Origin of the sequence: Terasakiella sediminum, from assembly GCF_033100395.1 — a bacterium.
GTDB lineage: Bacteria > Pseudomonadota > Alphaproteobacteria > Rhodospirillales > Terasakiellaceae > Terasakiella.
Genome location: NZ_JAWLVJ010000020.1, coordinates 39,244 through 64,495 on the forward strand (window position 1 = coordinate 39,244; position 25,252 = coordinate 64,495).

The following is a 25,252-nucleotide window of genomic DNA, read 5'->3' on the forward strand; positions in this document are numbered from 1 at the left end:
ATTTGAAAATGACAAAACTCGTCTGTGTATTGTTTTTTGCTATGGTGATGAGCCTGTCTGTCGCACAGGCACAGGAAGTCGGGATCGCAAAAGGTATCAGCAATGTTTTGGTGGAAACCGATGATGGTCCGATCAAGATTGAACGTAATCAGGACACAAATAATCTGATTGCCGAAGACTTCGCCAAAACATCACGGCCCTGTCCGCCCTTCTGCGTCCAGCCCATGAAAGTGGCGGACGGGGTGGAAACCTATGGGGAACTTGAAATCGTCAATTTCCTGAAAAATAAAGAAGGTATGTTGATTGATGCGCGTACCGAAGAATGGCACTTCAAAGGCACGATTCCCAGTTCGGTCAATATTCCTTATGTTGAAATTGCCCAGCGTATGGATGAGTTGGGCTGTGACAAGTCAGGTAAGGCCTGGGACTGTAAAGGTGCCAAGAAAGTCGTGCTTTATTGTAACGGTCCCTGGTGTGGGCAATCCCCGGTGGCGATCAAGGCTTTGCTGCGTGATGGATATCCGGCGGATAAAATCAAATATTATCGCGGCGGGATGCAGGCCTGGCATGCTTTGGGGCTGACTGTGGTTGAAGGCGGTCTCTAAAAAAATTAGATGGGGGTCTTATCTTCGCGACCCTCATCTTTCAGCAGTTCGTTCATTGCCTGCGTCAGTGCATCGATGGAAACGGGTTTCTGAATATAGATATCCACGCCAAATTCCATGGCGTTTTCTTCGGTCACCTTTTTATCATAGCCGGACATCATGATGATCGGGATGTCCGCCTTGATCTCACGAATGGCCTTGACCATCTGGTCACCGGACATTTTCGGCATGGTCTGATCTGTCAGGATGATCTGATAGCGATCCGGGTCAGTGACGAAAGCATCCAGCGCTTCGATACTGTCGGTATAGCTTTCAAACTGATAGCCGGTTTCTTCCAGCAATTCTTCCAGGAACTGGGTGTTTAGAACCTCATCATCAATGATCAGTGCGCGTTCATCATTGCCGCCGGTCAGCGGCAGATTGTTGTTTTCCTGGGCGACAGGCAAGTTGGTGATGGGTAGATAGACGGTAAAGGTGGTGCCTTTGCCCGGTTCACTTTCCACCTGAATGTCACCGTTGTGGTTCTGGACAATCCCATGCACCATGGCAAGGCCCAGCCCGGTGCCTTCCCCGCTTTTCTTGGTGCTGTAGAAGGGGTCGAAAATTCGGGTGATGGTTTCTTCGTTCATGCCATGTCCACTATCGGTGACGGTGAGTTTCAGATAGGGACCGGGGGTTAGCGCAGCTGATCGTTCGGCAAAATTTTTGCTGATGGTTACTTCTTCAAGCCGCACGTCCAGTACACCACCTTCTTGCCCCATGGCATGATTGGCATTGGTGCAGAGGTTTAGGATCAGCTGCTGGATCTGGGTGCTATCTGCGACAACGGGTTCACACTTTGTCGGGATGTGCTGGTGGATATCAATATTGGCTGGGGTGGTTGATTTCACCAGCTGCATGGCTTCATTCAGCACAGGCGGGATATGGGTACTGACCAGTTCCCCTTCGGCACGTCGGGAAAAGGTCAGGATTTGTTTGACCATATTCGCCGCCCGGTTGGCGGATTTGGCGATTTGCTGGATACGTGCGTGGTTCGGGTCATCATCTGATATTCGCGACGACAAAAGAGATGAATAGCCCAAAATCGGCGTCAGGATATTGTTGAAATCATGGGCAATGCCACCTGCCAATGTGCCGATGGTTTCCATCTTCTGGGCCTGGCGCAGTTGTTTTTCCAGCGCTTTCTGGCTTTCTTCCTGTTCTTTGCGCGCAGAAATATCGGTGATAAAGGCTACGCTTCGCATATTTTCCTGCGGGGCACCGGGCAGAACAGAAGCGTTGATTTCAACTGGCAGCGTATCGCCGTTTTTCTTGAGGAAGCGCAGTTCGTAAGATTGATGCGGGATTTCTTTGGCCTGATTGAGGTGAGCTTCCCAGATGGAAATGTCATCGTGATGGATAAATTCTGTGATGATGCGATTGAACATTTCATCGCGGTTATAGCCCAGCATTTTATGAAAGGCGGAATTGATATCAATGATTTCACGGCGATCCAGATCGGCAATGACGAAACCTTCCGATGTGGCTTCGATAATGGCGCGCAGGCTGCCTTCGGTGGCGAGCAGGGCTTCTTCGGCTTTTTTGCGTGCCGTGATATCCTGACCGGAACTTAAGACCCCGTTTGGCTGATTATAGCGGTTAAGTTCCAGCGCGTTGTGCCAGAAGATCAGGCGGCGTTCCCCGGTCTTGGTGATAATCTCATTTTCATAGTAAGATGATTTATTGACACCTTCGGGGGTGGTGTTGGTACGAAACAGATCAATAAAAACCTGGCGCAGGGCGTGTCGTTCTTCTGGCGGGATGGCAAGATCAAACCAGTCGCGCCCGATAATATCATTGGCATCATATCCCAGTACATCCAGACCACGCTGATTTACCATGACGATCTTTCCGGTGTTATCCAGTTTCAGAATGATGGCTTCGGCGATATGCAGGAAACGTTCGGTCTCTTCTTTCTGTTTTTTAAGGTTGGCTTCGGCAATGTCTTTTGATCGCAGGTGCGAACCAACAATTTTCAGTAGATTGTTTCCGGCTGTGGTGACTTCTTCAAATTCCGTTCTGGCAAGGTTGGGTTCCAGCCGTAAGGACGTATCTTCCGGGCGGGTGGGGTCAATCCTTTTGAAGTCATGGGCCAGGAAGTGCAAGGGCCGGGTCACGGTCTTATAAAAGACAAACAGCAGCAGAATGGAGATCACAAAACTTTGCAGCAGGGCAGCACCCAGGATGGTCAGGGATTGTTTTAAGAAGGCAAGCACCGTGTTATAGGGGGAAACTTCCACACTTAGCGTTCCGATGAGTTCCTGCGGATTGCCCTGAAAACGCAAAGGTCGTTTGAAATAATATTTCTTTTTAAAGAAATACTTCGTGAACTCGTTATAGGGCAATTCGCTTGGATAGCGTAAAAGCGTGGTCATGCTGTTGTGGTTTTCATCTTTGATATCAACGCTGATGATCGGCTGGAATTCAAAAAGCCCGGCGGCGACTTCGGCCGCCAGGTCGTTATCAAAGGTATAAACCGCTTTGGTGGCTGCCTTTTCAATGGAATTGACGACCTCAACCACACGCATGCTCAGGTTTTCCAGGCGCTGATGATAATCCCAGACAACCTGCACACTCCCGATCAGCAGCCCCAGAATAAGGGTCAGCAAAACGACAGTTCGCGTCATGCGATAGGCAATGGACTTGCGTGTGCTCATTAATTTCCCTGTCAAAACCAAGGATCAATTCCTGCGTTTACTCTATCGCAGTCTGGCCTGCGGGCACAATCAATTATACATGCGAGCAGCCGTATAGGTGATAAGCTCAGGGTTGGAAAAAACAATTAAGTGCATATCAGTCATGGACCTTTGTTAAAAAGCAGGTTAGGGTTCAATGCAACTATCTGCTATTATAGAACAAAATTGGTTTCACAGGGTCGTTCAGGCGTATGCCAGAAATTCGCAAAGTAAAAGTTTCTACAGGGATCGAATGGGTAGAGGTACCTGCCGCAGGTGTTTACATCCTGTGCGGCTGTCCCCCCGATAGTGTGAAACACCTGATGAAACTGGGACTCATCGTCCCAACTGAACGTGATGGCTGGACGTTTGAAACCGGGCCAAATGCGATTTTGCTGTCTGATGTGATCCTGCAAAATGGCAGTTTCACCAATATGGCGGAATTCCCGGTTCTGCAGATGCTCTATCGTCAGGGTACCCTGATTCCGAATCATCCCAATAATACAGGCATTAAACCGATCTTGATCGGGGCGGAAGATCAGATCAATGCGCAGATGGAATATATTCATCGTGGCAACTATGGTCTGGTTAGCGAAGAAGAAATGGTCAAAGGTGGGGCTTCACCGGAAGAAGCCAAGACCATGATGCGCATGAAACTGCGTTTCGCTTTTGGTGCTATTCATCATCCCAGTGCCCTGTTGGATCATCGTGTCTTAAAAGAAGATGCGGTTGAAATTCAAAATGGTGTTTATGTTAAACGCCTGGCGCTGAATAAGTTTGAGATTTCCTATGGGACGGAGTCTATTCAGGTCAATCTGAAGCTGGAAGCGCAGGAACATTATGTGCCGTCTTATCCGCTGGGCTATCACCGGGTGGCGCGAGACAGTTTTTCCATTATCCATTCGGGGGATGGGGATGGCTGGGACGTAAACCGTCCGACTATGTCCAGTGTGGTCTTTTATCAGGGTAAGATTTATCTGGTGGATGCGGGGCCAAACGTGCGTGTGACACTGCAATCCTTGGGCATTGGGATTAGCGAGGTGGACGGTATCTTCCACACCCATTCTCATGATGACCATTTTGCCGGACTGCCAGCCTTTATCCGATCAGACCGTAAAATAAATTATTATGCGGCCCCTTATGTACGCGCGTCTGTTGCCAAGAAGCTGTCGGCGCTTTTGTCGATTGAAGAAGACCGTTTTTCTGATTTCTTTAATATTCATGACCTTGAAGTCGATGAATGGAATGATGTCCATGGGCTGGAAGTACGCCCGCGTCTGTCCCCGCATCCGGTGGAAACAGCTGTCCTGCAGTTCCGCGCATTGGGGCCGGATGGCTATAAGACTTATGGGCATTATGCTGATATTGTCTCACTAGACGTTTTAAAGGGGATGATCACCGATGATGATGAAGCCCCCGGTGTATCGCAGGAATTTTATGATCGCATTCAGGATCACTATCTTGAACCGATGGATGTGAAAAAGATCGATATCGGTGGCGGTCTGATCCATGGTGAAGCCAGCGACTTTGCCAAAGATAAATCTGGCAAGATGATCTTATCCCATACGGCCCTTGCTTTACGCCCCGACCAACGTGAGATTGGATCGGGTGCGCCGTTTGGTACGCGCGATGTATTGATTCCGTCCCATCAGGATAATACGCGTCGTTATGCGTTTGATTATCTGGAAGACTATTTTCCGACCGTGCCGAAACATGCGCTGCGTACTTTAATGAACACGACGGTGGTGACTTTCAACCCGGAAACCATCCTGTTGAAGGAAGGCGAAGATATTGACAATATCTATCTTCTGCTGACCGGATCGGTTGAATTGTTGAAAACGTCGAACGATATGCATTCACTGGTCTCAGCGGGTTCTCTGGTGGGGGAAATCAACGCCCTTCACCATTTGCCGTCGATGGAGACCTATCGCGCGCTAACCTTTGTGCAGGCATTGCAGATCCCGACCAAGCTTTATCGTGAAGTTGTTGATAAATATAAATTGTTTGCCGATATTCTGCGCCTGATGGAGGGGCGTGAATTCTTGCAATCGACCTGGATATTCGGGGAAGCGATTTCGTATTCCACCCAAAATCGCATTGCCGATGAAATGGTTTGTCATCATCTGGATAAAGGGGAAAAATACACCCCTGAAAAAGGCAGTGGTGTGCATATTATCCGCGAAGGTGAAGCGACCCTTTATAGTAATGGTGATGAGCTGGAAACAATTGGTCGTGGTGACTTCTTTGGAGAAGACAGCGCCATCTTTGGTCAGGACAGCAATTATCATATTGTGACAAATTCCGCTCTGGAATTCTGCACCATCAAAGCAGACGTTTTGAAAGACATCCCGATCGTTCAGTGGAAGCTGATTGAAAGCCTGGAACGTCGCCGCCACCTTCTGGCTTAATTAAAAATCATATCCAAGAGAATTTTACGTTCTGCAGGTCCGGCTCTGCGATGGGTGATGAATCGTGCATGATCCTCATGGTTTGCCTCTTTGGAAAGCTTAATGGACCAGAGCGCATTAATCTCGTTCGGCACGATGGAATAGCGCAGATCAATGATGCGATTTTCATGGATTGGGTCTTTGGCGATAAAGCCTTTTGAAAACCAGCGAAAGCGTTCAATGTCTTTGGCTTGGGTGCTTGATTTGTCCAGCCAGGGAAAATCACGATCGATATCCAGGGCTTTGATGGTGGTGCCTTCAAAGATTGTGGTATTCCATCCGGTGCGTACCGCATCGACGTGATAGGTATCGCCTTCGCGGTAAATCACTTTCCAGACCATCAGATTGCCGAAGCTCGGTTTGGCATCGATAATTCGGGCTTCATGATCGCGCTGGGTGATCAGATTTAATCCGGCTTGCGTCGCGCGGAAATTCTGCAAGGCTCCGAATGACAGATAAAGGACCATCCAGCCCAGAGCGATCTGTGAATATCGAACATGGTCTTTCCAGGCGGCCAGGATGACGAGGATCAGGATGGGCAGGGTAAAGAGTGGATCAATGATGGAGATAAAGCTCCAGGCCACGCGCAGGTCGCTAAACGGCCAGAACAACATGGTCCCATAAGACGTGGCTGCATCCAAAAGCCCGTGGGTGGCGTAACCGAGTGTGCAAAATAGCAGGCTCTGTTTAAATGAAAGCCCCCATCGTTTCCCGAGAAAAAGATAGAGCAAACTCCCGCAGATCAATCCTCCCACTGGGACAAAGATTAGAGAATGGGTGAACTGGCGATGATATTCCAGATACAGAAGCGGATCATGGTCTGATCGGATAAACGTATCCAGATCAGGTGTCATCCCTGCAATCCAGCCAAACAGGGCGGCCAGAAACAGGTGTTTTTTGCTTCGTGTGGCCTGCGGCACGACCGCGCCGATGACGCCTTGTGTGACTGGATCCATTCTGAATTGTTCCTTGCTGTATTTTTATGGAAGCCTGAAAATAGTAAGGGCATTTTCGCGCCCTTTAACCTGGATTTGTTCTTTGGTCGTGATACCCGGATTTCCAATCTGCTGGTAGGTTTGATCATCAACAATGATTTCACCTTCCTGTGCTGCGGAACACAAACGTGATGCTACGTTTACCGTATCGCCAATGACAGTAAAGTCCATGCGGCTGGCGGCACCAACGGTTCCAACAACAACATAGCCAGTATAAATCCCGATGCCAATACCGCGCGGCAGTTTTGCTTGCTTCATTTGGTTCATGGCTTCTCGGGCAGCTTGCAAGGCGCGCTTTTCGGATCTGTCCCCCTGAAAATGGGCAAGGACGGCGTCGCCGATCATTTTATCCACGTCTCCATTGTTCTGCACAATTGCGTCAATAACGATTCCAAGAGATTTATTCAGAAAGGCAACTACATCTTCCGGTGTTTCATTTTCGCAAAAGTCTGTAAAACCGCGAATATCGGAAAATAATATCGTCGCTTTGACCCGTCTTGATTTTACAGCTCCTTTTCCAGTGGAAGAGCGTAGTGACGTGACGGCTTCATTGGAGACGAGTTTTTGGAGGCGTTGGCGAAATTCGCGTAGCAGGTCTGTTCTGTAATTGATGTCTGCTTGAGCGTGAAAAACCAGTCTATGCATTATCCAGCCCAGAAACAGCAGAATGGATACAGGGAGAACAATGGCGGGAACAACGACCTTAAGCGCGATCATATCCAGATAGCCGACTGGTTCATAGAGTTCCATTACAGTATTGTATTGACTGTCAGGTACGCGGACATAAAGCTCATAGAGTTTGGTCCCGCCGGGACGCTTTTTTGCCACTAGGGTTCGTTTCCCGTTTAAGGCATTTTTGTAACCAGCACTTGGGTCATAATTTCCGATCTGTTCTTCTTCGCTGGAATAAAGAATAAGTCCGTGATGACCGTATATTTTCAAATGTGACAGGCCAAGTTCCTTGACTTCGCCACGCAGAGTATCAAGCAGATGTTGCCCTTCTGGTTTACTGAAAAAGGTTGTAGGGTCTGTTGTCTCTTGTAGCCTGTGCCAAGCTGTTCCATTTTCGTCAAATAGGGCTCGATTAATGACAGCGGCTCTGTTCTCTGAAATTTCCAAATAGATTTTTTGCGTTAGCCAGGAACTGCCGACCCCCATTACAAGACCAATAATAACAGTCAGAAACAGTAATGAGGGGAGAACAATGTTGCGAAACCGCTGTTTTAAAGGATAGGGAGCTTCAAATTCAAGAATCTCCTTATCCATTTACTTCTTCTTTAAGGATTTTTTCTCCTGCCAGTAGGTCTTCCACGAAGAAGGCCACCAGTTCATTTCGCCCGCGCACTTCTGCCTTTTGGTAGATGGAACTGCTTTGGCTTTTCACTGTCCCGGTTTTGGTGTTGCGCAGATCAGCGATTTCCTGCGTGGACATACCTTTGATCAGCAGCAAAGCGACTTCCTGTTCAGAAGGGGAGAATTTCCAGTCAGTGAAATGTCGGTTGATGACTTTCAGTAACTCACCGGATGCCACCTCGACAGAGGCCTGAATCTGGCGGTGTTTTTTCAGCAGACGCAAAATCTGGTTGCCTATGACAACAAGGGCAATGGACAGGATAATGGCGGCTGTGAGTTCGATTTCATCATGGGCAATCCAGGATGTATCGACATCGACACCGAATAGGTCGGCAACGACATCGATAAGGAAAAAGACCTCGCACATGGCGATGACTATAAAAGAAAAGATGAGCGCCTTAACTTCGTTGTTGTGTTTTTGATTATTGGACATGTTGAGTTCTCAAAAAATGGGGGTGGGACAAGATACGATGATATGGATCAATCGTCATCATCATATTTTCCCTGATCCGCGCGTGGATGGCAGGCCATGCAGTTAGACTTGGATTTAACTTTCGGGTCATTCCATGCGGTTTCGGGGACTTCACCTCGATGTTCATGCTGCCAATAGGGTAGTTCTGTAATGCGTTGCGGGGTCATATGATCTTTAACGCCGCGCATAAAACGGCTGTTCCAAAGACCTGTATCGGCCGCACCGTTCATCAGAAACCGGGTGATATAGAGTTGGTTTTCTTCATTTACGGATGCATCTTCATTAAAGTGATCCTTCAGATTGCTCATCATCTTTTGCCAGGACCGTTGCGGCAGCATCTGTGGCGGGAAAGCCAGATGGCAAGCGCCGCATTCTGAGTTTACGGTTTTATCTTCAATGGGGGAATAGCGGGCATCCGCAAAGCTGGCTGTGGATGTGGACAGCGCAAAGGCTGCTGCCAGAAGACAAAGGGTAAGGGAATTCATGTTCTTTCTTCCTATTGAGTTGTCATGAAGGTGATGAAATCGCCCTTTTCAAGGGCGGTGCAGGGGCGGCCAAGGACACTGTTGCAATTCCGGCGAAACCATTTTTCAGCCTTGTTGAAATCAAGATATCGTTCGGGGTTTACGGACAGGGCAAGGGGTGCAATAACTTTACCGGCACGTGTTGATCCCGGTTTTTTCGGATCTGAGGAATGACAGAATGTGCAGGAAGCCGTTTCCGGATTGCCGCTGTTGTGTTTTTCCATAAAGAAACGCTGTCCACGTTCGGCAGAAAATCCATCAAATGAAGCAAGGTCTTTTTTTGCTTGCTCTGCATAAATGCCTAGTAAGGGAAGCTGTGTTTCATTTGCTGTTGCCATGTTGGTGGAGGTTGTGACCAGCAAGTTCATGCTCAGGGCTGCAATAAATAGCAAGCTGCGCGTTGCAAAACGCTTACGACCTGTAATCATGGCCTGAACCACAGGGTGTTTGAAAACTAAGGATTCCACAAGGACGCCGAAGATATGAATGGTGACGAGGATCATGAGCAGATTGGCGAGAACCTCATGGGTTTCTTCAAAGAACTCTCCCTGGCTTGCAGGAATAAGATCCGCAAGAGGACCTGCATTTTCTTCGCTTGCATAAACGCCAAGGCCACTGAGGGAGAGAAGGGTGAGGCAGCCAAGCAGACTGACAATCATCCAGGCGCCGACCGGATTATGGCCTTTGTAGGCGGGTGATTTCATTTGCTTGAGATCATCGAGCTGAGATTTTAGATCGCCTAGACACAAAGGGAAGGTGGCAAAGCGGCTGTAATAACTGCCCATAACCCCCCAGATGAGGCGAAACAGGATGAGTACACCCAGTGTGTATCCGGCATAAACATGCAAGGTCAGAAACAGGTCTTCAAAGAAGAACCCAGTAATTGCGGTCGTTGATACCACGATGACCATAGTCCAGTGGAAAATGCGCAACGGCAGGTCCCAGACCTTTATATATTGAAGGGCGTTTTCTTCTTTTTCAGCAAACCGCATTGTATTGATCCTCAGCTTTCGGGAATGTTGATGAAGCTGAGTGTGCGCAGGGTTTATGCCGATGAACAATCAACCCAATAGGTAAAGATACGGGTTTGTGACTTTGGTTTATGGTCCGGTTTAAGCGGATTTCAGGCAAGCTGATGGGTATCGTGATTGCGATGGCGCGTTTTCATCTGGATATTTGGATGATATTTAATTCTATGCTTCTATGTTTTAGGGAATGAAGTAAATACAATCATTCTTCGGCGCTTTCTCTTAACCACTTAAATAAGGCCAGTTGGGATGGCATGTAGAACATGTATTCTGGATGCCATTGGACTGCGACGATTTTTTGACCTGCTGAAGATTCAATTGCTTGTGTGATTTTATCCAGATCCCAGCCCACGACGTTGAGGCTTGAGCCGCAAGATTTAATTGCCTGATGATGTAAGCTGTTCACTCGTATTCTATTCTTGCCACATATTGATGACATAAGAGAATTTTCCTCTAAACGCACCTGTTTGGTTGGTAACAGGCCGGGGCGGTTATAGGTCAGTTTTCTTATGGTTCGAATATCTTGGTGAAGAGTTCCGCTGAGTACAACATTTATCAACTGTGCGCCTCTACAAATCCCCATCAAGGGAATGCGTTTACTGATTGCCCATTTAATCCATTCAATTTCCAATTGGTCACGCTCAAGGTCAATTCTCACTTTTTGATTGAGTTTTCCGCCGTAATGGTCTGGGTGTATGTCATCGCCGCCACCAATAACAATTGCGTCGAATTGGGCTGTATCAGGATGATGGCGCAAGCCGATCCTTTTCGGCTTTGCACCGACAAGAAGAAGTGCTAACGCCGTGAACCACCATCCTGGTGACCAGGTTCGCTCAGAGGCGGTTACGCCAATTTTTGGTCTTTTAGCCATTTGTCTATGAACTCGTTCCATTCATTCGTATCAATGCCAATCAACGGCCTGTCATATTCAAAAAATTTTGAGGATAAATATTCCAGGTCTTCTGGACTTGATGCTAGCTTTTCGACGATTTGCCAGACGTTCCAACTGTTGTTCAGTGACCAGTCAGGATCTTCAATATGGCAATTTGGCAGCCGATAATGAAGGGCAGGACGCGCTTTGATCTTTGGATCATCTACAGCCGCGAATACACGTTTCTCATCTATGTGTGCCAACAGAGGTAAGAGGTCTAATGCCCGGTTGCGACTGGCGTTGTGTGTCAAATAGTCTTCAAAGATATCTACCATTCCGGGTGATTTTCTTGATAGGATTGTTTTGACATAAGTCTCAGAAAATAAAGCGACATAAGGGCTGATCTTACGTGTAATGTTGACGTCACGTGCCTCTGATAACCACCACTGGAGCAGGCAAAATGCTGTTACATAGGCGTTGATCGTATGAGTATCAAGGTTTGGGAGCTCAACGTTGATATGAACTCCGTAGGCTGCAATAGGGGACTCTTCTGTTCCTTTGGCGCCAGCATTACGAAGTGCCTTTACCATCTGCTCAAGTGCAAACAATTGCTCAACTTCAATGGGCGGACAAACCACTTCGATCGGGACAATCATGGCAGCGGTTTGGCTGAGCGTCTCTATCCAGTTGTTGTCCTTTTGTGTTGCTTTGTCTGCAAGACGTTTCAAAAGTTCCCAGTCAAGTTCAACGCTGAAAGAGCCTAATCCTTCCGCATCAAGTGTTTTCTCAGCAGTGGTTTCAGAACGCAGTGACGCGTTCAATGAGGTTTGCACAGCTTCAACAGCCTGATCAATCGTCAAGCCTGAAAACTCAAGTTCAAAGCCTACCTTCCTGTTTGCCCCATCGGCTTTTTTTATCTTGGGTGGCAGGTCGAATATTCTGTTGTCATCTGGCATTCAGATTATCCTTTTTGACGTCAAAGTTGTGATAAAGCGTGAACAGCACGGTATTCACAGCCATTATTAGGCCGTGTAATGCAGCTCATTCAAATGAGGCGGGCTTATGGGGTGTTAAGTTCAATCTCGAAGCAAAGTTTTTCGTGCAATATTTTGTTACGTCCTGCTTCTTTTGCGCCATATAGTAGTTTATCAGATGCTTCAATGACATCTGTATAGGTATTATGGGATACGGATGAAGCAATGCCGATAGAGGAGGTTGCTTTGATTTGTGCCTCTTCTGTCTGGATGGTCAGAACGTTGATGGCTTCGTGGACCCGCGTTAATACCGGGACCGCTTTGCTTAGCTGTGTATCCGGCAGCAAAACAAGAAATTCTTCTCCGCCGTAACGAAAGACTTCGTCATAGGGGCGCAAGTTATCGTCAATAATGGATGCAATTTCCCTCAATACCTGGTCACCTGCTGGGTGGCCATAGGTGTCGTTTACTTTCTTGAAGTGATCGATGTCGATCATAGCGACGCAGAACGGGCTGCCATTTCGTTGTGAGCGGCTCCATTCCTTTTCGATCATTTCCTCCATCACGTCTCGTGTTAAGAGGCTTGTTAGATCATCAACATGAGCAATAGAAAAAGTGCCCAATTGTTTTAATTGATCAACATAATAGGCTTCCTTCTGGCAAAACCTTTTAAAAATATCATATTCATGCGGCTGCAAACGATTGTCTCTTGCAAGGATTACTAATTGATCCGCAAGACTATGAATAACCTTATGTTTCTTTTTGAGGCGTTGATATACGTGATGCTCCGTTATTTCTTTATCTTCGATGTTTGTAAGAAGATTACAAAAGTCACAGTTTTCTCGTAAAACCTCTAAAGTTAGGAGTGGATGGTCGTTGAACAGCATGCATTGGTGTAACTCGGCAATGTATTCACCGTGATCGCGGTATGCACGCGTCAGCTGATCGACAAACTCAGCTAAGTCATTACTGTTGCTTTTAAGTTTTTGGTTCTCCTGAATTCCTTCAATTTCAATTGGCATTTTTTTACCCGTTCATAATGATCAGTAATGTGATTCCATTGATCGCTACCGAAGCAGCAAAAAGAAGGACAACTCTGTTGTAAAGGTTTTGCATTAATCGTTTTGTGTCGTGAGATGAGATGCGTGTTTCTTTGATTTCCGGCTCAAGAACATTGTTGATGCCATCTTCAACTTTTTCAGCAGACTCTTGAAGGTTGTCTGCAACTTTGCTCAATCCACTTGTATTTTGGGTCATTTTATCTCCTTTTGTTGGCTGTTTGTTAAAAGGAGGCTCGATATCCGCAATATTATTACGGTTAATCGTCAGATATATATGTGTTGGTCTAATGAACACATAAAAAATCGAGCCAAAAAACCTTTTGTTAGCTCGTTGATTTAAATTTTATAAAAACAATATTGTTTTGTCAAGTATATAATGAAACAATAATAATTCTTAGAAATAATATTTGTATGAATTGAAATGAAAGGAATTTTTGCTTGGTTATATGTGATGTTAAATAATTGTTACATCAAATATTATTTATAAAGTAATGATAATAATTATATTAATAATATGTATTTTTATTTTTATTTTACTTTATGAGTTCCAAGTAATTCTATTGTAAAAATGTGTGGTATTTGTGGCGATGTGAATTTTAATAATGCCCCGGCGTCAGTTGAGGCGGTTTCAATCATGAACGAAGCTCTCATCCCCCGTGGGCCGGATAGCGGCGATATATATGAAAAGGGAAGAGTTGTTTTTGGGCACCGCCGTCTCAAAATTATAGATTTGAGCGATCAATCTAAACAACCGATGACTGACGATGAATTGGGATTATCCATCGTCTTTAATGGCTGTATTTATAACTACAAAGAGCTTCGTGAAGAGTTGATAGAGAAAGGGTATCGTTTTTTTTCCTCTGGCGATACAGAAGTCATTGTGAAAGCGTTTCATGCTTGGGGTCTGGAATGTGTCCAGCGTTTCCATGGTATGTTTGCTTTTGTAATCCATGAACATGCAAGCGGCCGTATTATCATGGCGCGTGATCGTTTTGGGATTAAGCCGCTTTATTACATAGATCGTCCAAATGGTATTCGATTTGCATCAAGCCTTCCTGCACTGCTGGCCGCAGGCGAAGTCGATAAAATGATCGATCCCGTTGCTTTGCATCATTACATGCACTGGCATGCGGTCGTGCCTGCCCCTCACACAATTATCAAAGGTGTTCGAAAGTTGCCGCCGGCAACTATTCGCACAATTGACGCTGACGGTACTCTCTCTGAAAGGACCTATTGGAAACTCAACATCAATCAATCAGATGATGATCGTAAGATCACTGGTGAAGAATGGCAGGAACGCGTTTTGGATGCTTTGCGTTTGGCGGTTAAACGTCGCATGGTTGCTGATGTCCCTGTCGGTGTGTTGCTATCCGGTGGTGTGGATTCAAGCCTGATTGTCGGTTTATTGGCTGAAGCTGGCCAGAAAGATTTGAACACTTTTTCTGTTGGGTTTGAAGAGGCTGGTGGTGAAAAAGGAGATGAGTTCCAGTATTCGGACTTGATTGCTAACCACTATGGGACAACGCATCACAAGAAGTTCGTTCCCTCAAGCGACCTGTTGGAGGCCTTGCCCAAAACAATTAGAGCGATGTCTGAGCCTATGGTGAGCTACGACAATGTCGGCTTCTTTCTTTTGTCTCAGGAAGTTTCGCAACACTTGAAGGTGGTGCAAAGTGGACAAGGCGCGGATGAAATCTTTGCTGGATATCATTGGTACCCGCCCATGATGGAAACGGGTAACGCGATTGACAAATACCAGAAGGCCTTTTTTGATCAGGACGAAGCAACATATGTTTCAGCGGTAACAGGTACCTACCATGAAAGTAATTATTCACGAGAGTTTGTAGAAGCGCATTTCTCCAAACCCGGTGCGGACCGAGATGTTGATAAGGCGTTAAGGTTGGACTCGACGGTTATGCTGGTCGATGATCCGGTGAAACGGGTGGACAATATGACCATGGCCTGGGGGCTTGAGGCGCGTGTTCCGTTTCTGGATCATGAACTTTGTGAACTCGCTGGTCGTATCCCGGCTGAATACAAGGTTAAGAATTCAGGGAAATGGGTTCTGAAAGAAGCAGCCCGAAAGGTCATTCCGTCTGAGGTGATTGATCGTCCAAAAGGATACTTCCCGGTTCCTGCCCTGAAATATATTCAAGGTCCATACCTGGAGATGGTGAAAGACGCTTTATTAAGTGATACCGCAAGACAGAGAGGTATCTTTAAAGAAAGCTATATTCAAACGCTGCTTACTGATCCAAAGGATCATATCACGCCCCTTCGTGGTTCGAAGTTGTGGCAGGTGGCCTTGCTTGAACTGTGGCTACAGGAACAAGGGATTTGATCATGATGACCCAACAGCACAATGACAAAACGGACCCAATGAACCCGATAAAAATGGCATCTCTTAAGCATTGGGGTAGCCCTGTGGAGGAGTCTGGGGCAGAGACAATGAAAGCTGCCGTAAATGTAGACTGCGGCTGGGGTAGGCTGATTTTTGGACAGACCTACGAGGACCCTGCTCATTTGGCCTCTACACTGACGTCGGAACAGGAGGGGAGACGTGATGTCGCTCTCTATGTTCGTGATCCGCATGTTGTGGTTTCCTTTGCCCCGCAAGATTTGTTCCTGGACCCGTCTTTGACTTATCGTTTGGATTTTGATCGCTACAAAACAGGTGACAAGAAACCTGTCGGTGTTGTTATTCGTCCCTTGAAGCAGGGGGATGATGCCCAAACGCTGGACAGGTTGTACCTGTCTCGTTCAATGGTTCCTGCATATGAGGGGTTTTACGATACGGCTGCAGAAGTGGGTGCCCTGAAAATACTGATCGCAGCAGATGGGGAAACTGGCGAAATTATTGGCGCTGTCACAGGTGTTGATCATTACAAGGCATTTTCTGATATAGATAATGGGTGCAGTCTGTGGGCATTGGTTGTTGATCCCCAATGCCAACGTCCCGCTGTTGGTGAAGCATTGGTCAGAAGCCTGATTGAATATTATGCATCACAAGGACGACGTTTTCTTGATCTCTCCGTCATGCATGATAACAGCCAGGCCATTGGTCTCTATCAAAAGCTTGGCTTTCAGCAGGTTCCGGTTTATTGCATCAAAAACAAAAATTCGATCAATGAGCAATTGTTCATTGGCCCTGAGCCTGAAGAAGACTTGAATATTTATGCCAAGATTATTGTAGATGAAGCACGTCGCAGGGGCATAAGTGTTGATGTTCTGGATGCTCAAAATGGTTATTTCAAGCTTTCTTTGGGCGGGCGCAGTATCGCCTGCAGGGAATCTTTAAGCGAATTGACCACAGCAATCGCCATGAGCCGTTGTGACGACAAGGCTGTGACTCGTCGTCTCTTAAGTCAGAGTGGATTGCGTGTTCCCCAGCAAGTTACTGCGGATGATCCTGATCGTGTTGCCAGTTTTCTGAAACGTCATAAACGGGCCGTGGTGAAACCGGCTCAAGGTGAACAAGGTCGCGGGATCAAAGTCGATTTATCCGAATTGGCAGATGTACTGGAAGCTATTGAAGAAGCCAAGGATGTTTGTGAGAAAGTTCTTTTGGAAGAATTTGTCCAGGGGCATGATCTGCGCATTATTGTTATTGATAATGAAGTTGTAGCCGCCGCTATCCGAAAACCTGCTCAAATCAAAGGCGACGGCAAAAGGACAATTGAAGAATTGATCCATTACTACAGTCGCCGCCGGGCTGCTGCAACCTCTGGTGAAAGTACGATCCCACTTGATGCAGAAACACAACGGTGTATTGAAATGGAAGGATACAAACGGTCCGACATTTTGCCTGAAGGCATCACTTTGCAAGTGCGCAAGACTGCAAATCTCCATACTGGCGGGACCATTCATGATGTTACAGACCAGTTAAATTCGGTTTTGGAAAACGCTGCCATTAAGGCAGCAATGACATTGGATATCCCGTGTGTGGGGCTGGATTTCATGGTGCCTGATGTTGCCGGAGAAGATTACGCAATTATCGAAGCCAATGAGCGTGCCGGGCTTGCCAATCATGAGCCGCAACCTACGGCTGAGAAATTTATTGATATGTTGTTCCCAAACACAAAGAAAGTTGAGGTCTAAATTGAGCGAACACAATCTGGAAATTGATCAGGAATATCTGAAAGATATTCTTGAACGTCTTTTGATGACCCCAAGCCCATCGGGTATGACGGATGATGTGGTGCGATTGACTTGTCAAGAACTGGACCGACTTGATATTCCTTACGAACTGACACGTAGGGGGGCTATTCGTGCCACATTGAGCAGCAATGGAACAGGCCCGCGTAGAGCTGTTGCAGCTCACTTGGACACGCTTGGGGCGATGGTTAAAAACTTGAAGGATAACGGACGCTTGTCTGTTGTACCTATTGGTTATTGGTCCGCCCGTTTTGCTGAAGGGGCAAAGTGTACAGTCCATAGTGATGATGGACGAACATTCAGAGGTACTATTCTGCCTTTAAAAGCGTCAGGGCATACCTACAATGAACAAATTGATAGCCAGCCCTCTGAATGGGAAAATCTTGAGCTTCGCCTTGATGAAATCTGCTCAGACGTCGATACGCTCTGGGAATTAGGGCTTCGTGTCGGAGACTTTATTTCGATTGATCCTCAACCGGAATTTAACAAGAACGGTTTTGTCAATTCTCGCCATATCGACGATAAGGCAGGTGTTGCCGCAATTCTGGCAGCGGCAAAAGCAGTGAAAGAGTCAAACTTTGAACTTGAACTGGATTGTCACTTGCTTTTCACTATTTCAGAAGAGGTCGGTGTCGGGGCGTCTCATGTACTTCATGGAGATGTTGCGGAAATGGTTTCTGTAGACAATGGGACAATCGCACCTAATCAGAATACCTGTGAATATGGGGTTACGATTGCGATGCAGGATTCAAGCGGCCCATTTGATAGGCATCTCAGTAACCATTTGATTGACTTATGTAAAAACAAGACCATTGAATTCAGTCGTGATGTATTTCTTTATTACCGAAGTGATTCCGCAGCTGCCCTTGAAGCCGGGAATGACATTCGCACAGCACTTGTCTGTTTTGCGCTTGATGCGTCGCATGGTTTTGAAAGAACCCATACGAAATCACTTGAATGTGTGGCGCGTTTGCTGGGACAATATATGCTGTCATCGCCAATATTCGCCAAGAATGAGAATGTTATCGGTGAGATGGATGACTTCCCAATGATCGAAACAGCGTCTGTTGAACAGCAATCCAGAAAAAGCAGAAATAATTAACAATGCAAAAAATCATCAGCCCTTTTATTTTTCTTTTCGTTAGTGTCTGGCTAATTAATCTGGGCGGAGGATTGCAGGGAACACTTTTGGGCATGCGCGCTACCCTTGAGTCATTTGATGTGACCGAGACGGGTATCGTCATGTCCTCCTACTTTATTGGTTACATTATCAGCATTATGATCGTGCCACGGTTTATCAATGCAGTTGGACATATCCGTTCCTTTGCAGCTTTTGCATCGCTGTGTTCCGCCGTGACTTTAAGTCATGCAGTATTTGTTGACCCTGTTTCATGGTTTGTTTTCAGATCGATTACCGGGGTGTGTTTCGGTGGTCTGGTTTTAATCGTTGAAAGCTGGTTGAATGCCTCGGTCAGCAACGAAAATAGAGGAACAGTATTTGCCAGCTACATGCTGGTGATTTTTTCAGCAGCAGCGATCAGTCAGACATTGCTCAATCTGACCAGCATACAAGGGTATGATCTTTTTGTTTTGGTGTCGGTCATTTTGTCTTTATCTGTTCTTCCTTTAAGCCTTGGCAAAAGAATACATGCTCCGGAGATCAAGACAGCACAAAGAAAACCGCTGTTGCTGATGTTGAAACATCATCCTTTGGGCACACTCGGTGTTTTTGTTGCCGGCTTGCTGAGTGGCGCACTATGGGCGATGACGCCTGTCTTTATGATCCGGTCGGACTATGCGGCTTCTGAAGTTTCAATAGCAATGTTCTGCCTTATGGTTGGCGGAACACTTGCATTTTGGCCGATTGGAAAACTTTCGGACATGATTGATCGCCGGAAAGTTATTCTTGGCTTAACAGTGATGACGTTTGTTGTCTCCATCACCCATTTCCTTGCAGGATCAAGTTCTCCAAGCCTGTTTTATGTGCTTGTTGGATTGTTGGGGTTTGTTTCTTTTCCGATATATGCCGTATGTGCCAGTCATATTAACGACTATCTGGAAGCCGATGAATTTATTTCCGCTTGCAGTACAATGGTCGTTTTATATGGTTGTGGTGCGTTTCTCGCCCCATTACTTTCCTCAACTTTTATGTCTTTTTTCGGGGTGGATGGCTTCTTTGCTTATCTGGCAACTGCCCAAATTCCATTGATTGCATTTGCGACCTATCGCATTGCCAAAAAAGATGTCTTGGCCGCCGAAGACAGAACTGATTTTGTCTACGATGTCCCCAAAGTGACCCCCACAGTGAACCCGCTGGACCCTCGAAACGTGGAAATCGAAGATTGAATGTTTGTACTGCCGAGATCTGTTGCGCATATTTCTGCCAATGGGATGGACCGGCTGCTCACAGCCTGCCGACAGGTTACACAATATCTGATTGATCTGTTTATAAAAAAGTCATCCCATACCCAGAAAATCGAAACCAGAAATCACCATCTTTTCTTCGATCGGTATTGGAGTGAAAAAAGAGATGCTTTTTATTCCCTGTAGGATGCCGGAGACGTATTTCTGACCTATTTCGGGAAGGAAGGGTAAGCTTATGAGTTCACGTATCAAAGAGATATGGGGTCGGTGAATGCCTTGATGATACGCCTGGTGTATTAGGCGAATTGCTTTCCCATAGAAAAAGCCTTCTAATCCTGCCATAACTTAAACGAGTATTTAGACATGGTGGTTGTGATGAAGGCTTTTTTGTTTCTTGTTTCTTTGTTAATGGCTGTTCCGGCGTATGCCCTGACAATTGATGAGATGTCAGACTCTGAAGCCGATGACCTTGAACGCGGTATAGAAGCAATGGAAAAGAAGGAATATGCGACTGCGAGGCACAAATTTCTTCCTTTGGCGATTAAAGGCAATCCTTCTGCACAATTATATATTGGCGTAATGTTTCTTCTCGGAAATGGGCTTAATACTGATGCCTGTGAAGGTGTGAAGTGGATTGATCGGGCAGCTCGTGAGGGCGACACTGATGCACAAATGATGATGGCTTCCATACTAAGCGATGTATCTTGGGGCCACCGGCCCGATTATCATCGCTCATATGGCTGGTTAATTACAGCTATTCAGAACGGAGCAACAGATATTAAGAAAAAGGCATATGTGTTGACCCCTAATATCCAAGATCTTTTCAAAGTTCTCGACGAGAAGTTGACTAAAGTTGAAATGCTCAAAATTAAAAACGAAGTCACTGACGGGCGCTTTGATATAAAGACACCCGCCAATGAATATATAGTCCGTATCAGGGAGTATCACGTTGGGGAGCATGTTATTCCTATAGCCCCATGTACACGATTATACCCTGATTAGTGTCTTCGTTGCCTGCGTTTAAGTTCTCGTTTGTCCTTTATTCCTTTTCTTTGAAGACCGTCTTCTATAGTTTTTGCTCCAATAGTAGCTGTTGGAGGCAGGCCTGGTAAGTTGCTGATTGTACCTGCTGCTTTTTCAAGTGCCTTGTGATCCTTGATTTGCTGTTTAATCTCCTTATCAGACTGGCTGGTTGGAACTAAAGCATCCTGTACCAACGACACGCCAACCTCTCCTCTTAGTTTAAAAGCCAGCTTTCTATATCCAGCTTCCTCAAGTCGCTGAATTTCAGCTAATGCTTTTCGTTGCGCTTCAGGTGTTTTCAGTTGTCGATAAGACATGGCGGCTGCCATAGCATTCATAGCGTCATTGCCAGCCTCATCAATCAGCTTTTTATCAAGGCCCATCACTTCCCCCATTACATGCACATTGTCGCGCCAGACATCATGATGTTTCGGCATAACAGGTTGCGGGTTTTCTTCGGCATGTTTGCGAATGCGCTCCTGTTCTTCCTTTGTATACGTGGTGTTGATGGCTGTATCGGTTGCGTCCAAGCGACCTTCGTCATACGGGTCTCGGGCTTTACGGCGGGCTAGGTGGTCTCCCATTTCTTTTGTCGCCTCATCTGAAAGCTTTGGCCCATCACCAGATTTGAATTTCTGGTGATATGCATCGACAATGCGTGCCCGATCATCAGGGTGATACGCATTCAATGCCCCTTGGAACCCTTTGATCTGTTTTTCATCACCTGAGGCAAGGGCATCATTATATTGCTTTGCAAGATGCTCCACGGCTTCTTTTGATAATGGTTTATGTGGTGTATCTGCCTGTCCCGCATCGCTCATTGTATCGGTATACTGGTTTTGTGCCACTTGATGGCCCTTACCTTGTGACGCTCCATCCAGGCTCATTGCCGAGGCTTCCGCTAAAGCTGCCTCATTGAACGGGATGTTTGGTCCCAATTGGTCGCTTGATCGTCGGGCAGAGGATTGAGTGTTTGAGCGGTGAGGGTAATCTCCCGGTCCTTCATCATTTGCACCTGTTGAAGACGTTTGATCTCGCTCGGGCAGCTGGTGAGATAATGCTTGAATTTGATCCGCTTGTTCTTGAGCATAACGCAATTCTCCATGAGGGTCATAAGGTTCCACTTCATCTGGTGAAATGATGGGTTTGGCCTGAACCATTTTTCCAGTTTCATCATATTCCACCATGCCCGGATAGGCGCGTTCGAACTGTTTGACCACATGGTCTCGCAAACCTGTATCACGCTTATCCTGATAGCGGTTGTCCTGCATCATAGAGCGAATACGCTCATCCACTGTATTGCCTTGCGGCACAATGGCTGTCTTTGCTTTCTTGGACTGTTGTATATAGAAATCGTCCCAGGCCTTTTTCATATTGGCCTTTGGCTTGGACGGTGCCTTCGGTTTCGGTGTTTCCCCAAAAGGTGCAGAAGCCGTCCATGATTTATTGTCTGCCTTGCTTGAAATCGGCTGGCTGACTTCAATATTAGACGGCAAAGGGCTATTGCTTTTCTCAAGTAAGTCGGTGTTGCCAATCCCTTGACCAGCCAAGGTCTGAGAAAGCGCATTCTCCGTTGGCCCACCGGGATTCATAATCCCATCCGCCTTCAAACCGTTATCAGCCTGAAAGCTCTTAAGCCCTGCTCCGATGTCGGGTGTTTGTGTATTAAAGTGTCCAAGGTCGGACAACGCATTTTGGGTTTTAATCACATCATCTGACATATCAAATGATGAAGAAGAAACGGGACTATCGACAGAGAATAAGTCGCTAAACCCCTTAAACATATTCGAAAAATTCATATCTACCTGTTCCGGCTAGAGTTGATAATAGCTGGATATGGGGAGAAATAGGAATATAGTCAATACGTAGAACAAAGAAAGAAAATTGATGAAATTTGAAGGTGATGATATAAATTAAATGTTCTTCGGGGATGGGTGCAGGCGCAAATCCTGCTGCTTGGTTCTTCGTGACCGTTTTAGTTCTAATTTTAGGCCAATATTGGCTTCAGAATATGAAGGAGACAGTCATGACAAAAACGAACATTAAACGTGAGAAACAAGTAAAACCCGCAACCAACAACCTCTTAACAGCCACTCTAAACATTTTCGTGGCGGTCACGGCGAGTTGGGCAGCTGGGTTCGTAACCCTCCTCATCCATGTGAAAAGCGCTCCCAAAACTGGTTGAGCGCTTTTCTATTTGTGCATTGTGATATTATAAACTGAGTGTAAAACACATTTTCCGTCGTCATATAATTTGGGACAAGTGAGCGCTTAAAGTCGCAGAGGACTTTGTCTCATCAGGTTTGTAATTATATGACGACGGAAAATTGGTTAAATTATTATGCACTTACGGCCGATGCAGGCTGTATCCACATTGGCCGTAAGTATTTGAAATATATGGTAGGGCAGACAGGACTCGAACCTGTGACCAGACCGTTATGAGCGGTCGGCTCTAACCAACTGAGCTACTGCCCCACACGTAAGCGACTATGTTGTCGTTACAAATAGAAGTGGCGTGAATTTACTGGAAACTCACGCCACGTCAAGTGTTTGTCTGTGCAAATAAACTTAATAGTCCAGGAAGCTGCGCAGTTTGCGCGAACGGCTTGGGTGTTTCAGTTTACGCAAGGCTTTCGCCTCAATCTGACGGATACGTTCCCGGGTTACAGAGAACTGCTGGCCGACTTCTTCCAGCGTGTGATCTGTGTTCATGCCGATGCCGAACCGCATACGCAGCACACGTTCTTCACGCGGTGTCAGGGATGACAGGACACGTGTTGTGGTGTTACGCAGGTTGGACTGGATGGCCGCATCCAACGGCTGAACCGCGTTTTTATCTTCGATGAAATCACCCAGATGGCTGTCTTCTTCATCGCCAATCGGTGTTTCAAGGGAGATTGGTTCTTTCGCGATCTTGAGGACCTTGCGGACCTTTTCCTGCGGCATGGACAGCTTTTCAGCCAGTTCTTCCGGTGTGGGCTCACGACCGATCTCATGCAGCATCTGACGGCTGGTACGAACCAGCTTGTTGATGGTTTCGATCATATGCACAGGGATACGAATGGTACGGGCCTGGTCCGCGATAGAACGGGTAATGGCCTGACGGATCCACCATGTGGCGTAAGTTGAGAATTTGTAGCCGCGACGATATTCGAACTTGTCTACGGCTTTCATCAGGCCGATGTTCCCTTCCTGAATCAAATCCAGGAACTGCAGGCCACGGTTGGTGTATTTTTTGGCAATCGAAATAACGAGACGCAGGTTGGCCTCGATCATTTCTTTTTTCGCACGGTTGGCTTCGCGTTCACCTTTTTGAACGGTGGAGACAATGCGGCGGTATTCGGCAATTGGCAGGCCAACTTCGCCGGCAACTTCGGTTACACGGGCGCGCAGTTTGACAACTTCGTCGTGGTGACGTTCGGCAAAACGCTGCCAGCCCTTGGCAGGCAGTTCAGAGACGCGTTCCAGCCAGTTCGGGTCCAGTTCGTGACCGTAGTACTGTTTCAGGAAGTCCACGCGTGAGACACGGCAGCCGGTGGCAAGACGCAACATGCGACCTTCGCAGTTCATCAAAGCCTTGTTCAGACCATAAAGATGGTCCATCAGTTCTTCGATCCGACCGTTGTTCAGGTGAACACCTTCCATCAGGACAACAAGTTCGTGACGCAGTTTTTCAATGCGACGTTCAATTGTTGCAGAAACTTTTTCACCTTTACCCAATGTGGTCAGGCGTTGTTCCTGTGACTTATGCAGCTTGTCGTAAGTCTTGGCGATTTTTTCAAACGTCTCAACGACCTGTGGCAGGAGCTGTTCTTCCATGGCAGCCAGAGAAACGTTGTTTTCTTCTCCGTTTTCTTCTTCGCCAGTGCTTTCAGCACCTTCTTCGCCTTCTTCACCTTCAGGTGACTCATCAAGGTCGTCGTCTTCCGAACCCGCATCTACGCCGTCCGGGGCTTCGATTTCTTTATCGTCGTCGTCATCATCATCGCCCGCGTTATCAATGTCCGCTGTGAGGGAATCGGTATCGGTGTCTTCTTCCATCTCTTTGGCAGCGGCTTCCACTTCTTCAGTGTTGGGGCCACCGCCATATGTGGTTTCCAGATCGATAATGTCACGTAGCAGAATGTCGCCATTGATCAGCGCATCGTGCCATTCAACGATAGAGCGGATGGTAATCGGGCTTTCGCAGATGCCGCCGATCATCATTTCACGGCCCGCTTCGATCCGTTTGGCAATCGCAATTTCACCTTCGCGTGACAGCAGCTCTACGCTGCCCATTTCGCGCAGGTACATACGTACCGGATCGTCGGTGCGCCCTGTGTCGTTTTCGTCGATGTTACCAACGGCTTTTTCGTCGGACTTTTCTTCTTCGTTATCGTCTTCGGCTTCTTCGTTTTCAACAACGTTGATGCCCATTTCTGACAGCGCAGACATGGTGTCTTCGATTTGCTCGGACGACATTTTGTCCGGTGGCAAAGCGGTATTTAATTCGTCATAGGTGATGAAACCGCGTTCTTTGCCCTTTGCGAGCATCTTTTTAACAGCGGCACCAAGGGAATCAAGAAGTGGGCCATCACCGCCTTCTTCTTGTTTGGTTTTTGCTTCGGTTTGGTTTGCAGCTTTCGCAGACATGCGATTCCCCGTGAAACTTAATAATCTATCTTTA

At 46.7% G+C, this 25,252-nt stretch carries 19 protein-coding genes and 1 tRNA gene; 7 read left to right on the plus strand and 13 right to left on the minus strand.

Going from position 1 to position 25,252, the window contains the following annotated elements:
• The first annotated feature begins 8 nt into the window (after positions 1–8).
• Positions 9–605, plus strand: a complete 597-nt coding sequence (locus RYZ26_RS15015) for a rhodanese-like domain-containing protein (protein WP_317684052.1) — start codon at positions 9–11, stop codon at positions 603–605.
• Positions 606–610: 5 nt separating this feature from the next.
• On the opposite strand, the gene RYZ26_RS15020 is transcribed toward RYZ26_RS15015, so the two are convergent.
• The gene (locus tag RYZ26_RS15020; protein ID WP_317684053.1) at positions 611–3,301 is read right to left on the minus strand and encodes a PAS domain-containing hybrid sensor histidine kinase/response regulator; all 2,691 of its coding nucleotides are present in this window, start codon (positions 3,299–3,301) and stop codon (positions 611–613) included.
• Between the two features lie 230 nt (positions 3,302–3,531).
• Here RYZ26_RS15020 and RYZ26_RS15025 point away from each other — a divergent pair, with 230 nt between their 5' ends.
• Entirely contained in the window at positions 3,532–5,727 is a 2,196-nt protein-coding gene (locus RYZ26_RS15025) for a cyclic nucleotide-binding domain-containing protein (protein ID WP_317684054.1), read from the plus strand.
• Here the strand turns inward: RYZ26_RS15025 and RYZ26_RS15030 are convergent.
• From RYZ26_RS15030 to RYZ26_RS15070, 9 genes are all read right to left on the minus strand, one after another.
• Complete coding sequence (locus RYZ26_RS15030; RefSeq protein ID WP_317684055.1) at positions 5,724–6,722, minus strand: metal-dependent hydrolase; 999 nt, start codon at positions 6,720–6,722, stop codon at positions 5,724–5,726. The two genes, RYZ26_RS15025 and RYZ26_RS15030, sit on opposite strands and share 4 nt — an antisense overlap.
• 24 nt (positions 6,723–6,746) lie before the next feature.
• Positions 6,747–8,027 carry an adenylate/guanylate cyclase domain-containing protein gene (locus tag RYZ26_RS15035; RefSeq protein WP_317684056.1) on the minus strand — a complete coding sequence of 427 codons (1,281 nt, stop codon included), beginning with the start codon at positions 8,025–8,027 and terminating at the stop codon, positions 6,747–6,749.
• The gene (locus RYZ26_RS15040; protein ID WP_317684057.1) at positions 8,020–8,547 is read right to left on the minus strand and encodes a helix-turn-helix transcriptional regulator; all 528 of its coding nucleotides are present in this window, start codon (positions 8,545–8,547) and stop codon (positions 8,020–8,022) included. The genes RYZ26_RS15035 and RYZ26_RS15040 overlap by 8 nt, the downstream gene beginning before the upstream one ends.
• A gap of 47 nt (positions 8,548–8,594) precedes the next feature.
• Positions 8,595–9,071, minus strand: a complete 477-nt coding sequence (locus tag RYZ26_RS15045; RefSeq protein ID WP_317684058.1) for a diheme cytochrome c — start codon at positions 9,069–9,071, stop codon at positions 8,595–8,597.
• Positions 9,072–9,082: 11 nt separating this feature from the next.
• Positions 9,083–10,102 carry a DUF1924 domain-containing protein gene (locus RYZ26_RS15050; protein WP_317684059.1) on the minus strand — a complete coding sequence of 340 codons (1,020 nt, stop codon included), beginning with the start codon at positions 10,100–10,102 and terminating at the stop codon, positions 9,083–9,085.
• Positions 10,103–10,340: 238 nt separating this feature from the next.
• Positions 10,341–11,009 carry a gamma-glutamyl-gamma-aminobutyrate hydrolase family protein gene (locus tag RYZ26_RS15055; RefSeq protein WP_317684060.1) on the minus strand — a complete coding sequence of 223 codons (669 nt, stop codon included), beginning with the start codon at positions 11,007–11,009 and terminating at the stop codon, positions 10,341–10,343.
• Positions 10,982–11,965 (minus strand): amidoligase family protein, encoded by a 984-nt coding sequence (locus RYZ26_RS15060; protein ID WP_317684061.1) that lies wholly within the window; start codon positions 11,963–11,965, stop codon positions 10,982–10,984. The genes RYZ26_RS15055 and RYZ26_RS15060 overlap by 28 nt, the downstream gene beginning before the upstream one ends.
• A gap of 104 nt (positions 11,966–12,069) precedes the next feature.
• Complete coding sequence (locus RYZ26_RS15065) at positions 12,070–13,005, minus strand: GGDEF domain-containing protein (RefSeq protein WP_317684062.1); 936 nt, start codon at positions 13,003–13,005, stop codon at positions 12,070–12,072.
• 4 nt (positions 13,006–13,009) lie between these two features.
• Positions 13,010–13,240: a hypothetical protein gene (locus RYZ26_RS15070; protein ID WP_317684063.1), complete on the minus strand. Its 231-nt coding sequence runs from the start codon at positions 13,238–13,240 to the stop codon at positions 13,010–13,012.
• Between the two features lie 372 nt (positions 13,241–13,612).
• Between RYZ26_RS15070 and RYZ26_RS15075 the strand changes: the two genes are divergently transcribed.
• The 5 genes from RYZ26_RS15075 to RYZ26_RS15095 all read left to right on the plus strand — a co-directional run bounded on the left by RYZ26_RS15075 (position 13,613) and on the right by RYZ26_RS15095 (position 20,565).
• Complete coding sequence (locus RYZ26_RS15075; protein WP_317684064.1) at positions 13,613–15,385, plus strand: N-acetylglutaminylglutamine amidotransferase; 1,773 nt, start codon at positions 13,613–13,615, stop codon at positions 15,383–15,385.
• A gap of 107 nt (positions 15,386–15,492) precedes the next feature.
• Positions 15,493–17,142 (plus strand): N-acetylglutaminylglutamine synthetase, encoded by a 1,650-nt coding sequence (gene ngg / locus RYZ26_RS15080; protein WP_317684065.1) that lies wholly within the window; start codon positions 15,493–15,495, stop codon positions 17,140–17,142.
• A gap of 1 nt (position 17,143) precedes the next feature.
• Positions 17,144–18,301, plus strand: a complete 1,158-nt coding sequence (locus RYZ26_RS15085; protein ID WP_317684066.1) for an osmoprotectant NAGGN system M42 family peptidase — start codon at positions 17,144–17,146, stop codon at positions 18,299–18,301.
• 2 nt (positions 18,302–18,303) lie between these two features.
• Complete coding sequence (locus RYZ26_RS15090) at positions 18,304–19,545, plus strand: MFS transporter (RefSeq protein WP_317684067.1); 1,242 nt, start codon at positions 18,304–18,306, stop codon at positions 19,543–19,545.
• Positions 19,546–19,926: 381 nt separating this feature from the next.
• The gene (locus RYZ26_RS15095; protein ID WP_317684068.1) at positions 19,927–20,565 is read left to right on the plus strand and encodes a tetratricopeptide repeat protein; all 639 of its coding nucleotides are present in this window, start codon (positions 19,927–19,929) and stop codon (positions 20,563–20,565) included.
• Here RYZ26_RS15095 and RYZ26_RS15100 read toward each other — a convergent pair.
• The 3 genes from RYZ26_RS15100 to rpoD all read right to left on the minus strand — a co-directional run bounded on the left by RYZ26_RS15100 (position 20,562) and on the right by rpoD (position 25,218).
• Positions 20,562–22,385 (minus strand): peptidoglycan-binding domain-containing protein, encoded by a 1,824-nt coding sequence (locus tag RYZ26_RS15100; RefSeq protein WP_317684069.1) that lies wholly within the window; start codon positions 22,383–22,385, stop codon positions 20,562–20,564. The genes RYZ26_RS15095 and RYZ26_RS15100 overlap by 4 nt on opposite strands.
• 599 nt (positions 22,386–22,984) lie before the next feature.
• A tRNA-Ile gene (locus tag RYZ26_RS15105) sits at positions 22,985–23,061 on the minus strand.
• A gap of 93 nt (positions 23,062–23,154) precedes the next feature.
• Entirely contained in the window at positions 23,155–25,218 is a 2,064-nt protein-coding gene (gene rpoD, locus RYZ26_RS15110; protein ID WP_317684070.1) for an RNA polymerase sigma factor RpoD, read from the minus strand.
• Between the last annotated feature and the right edge of the window lie 34 nt (positions 25,219–25,252).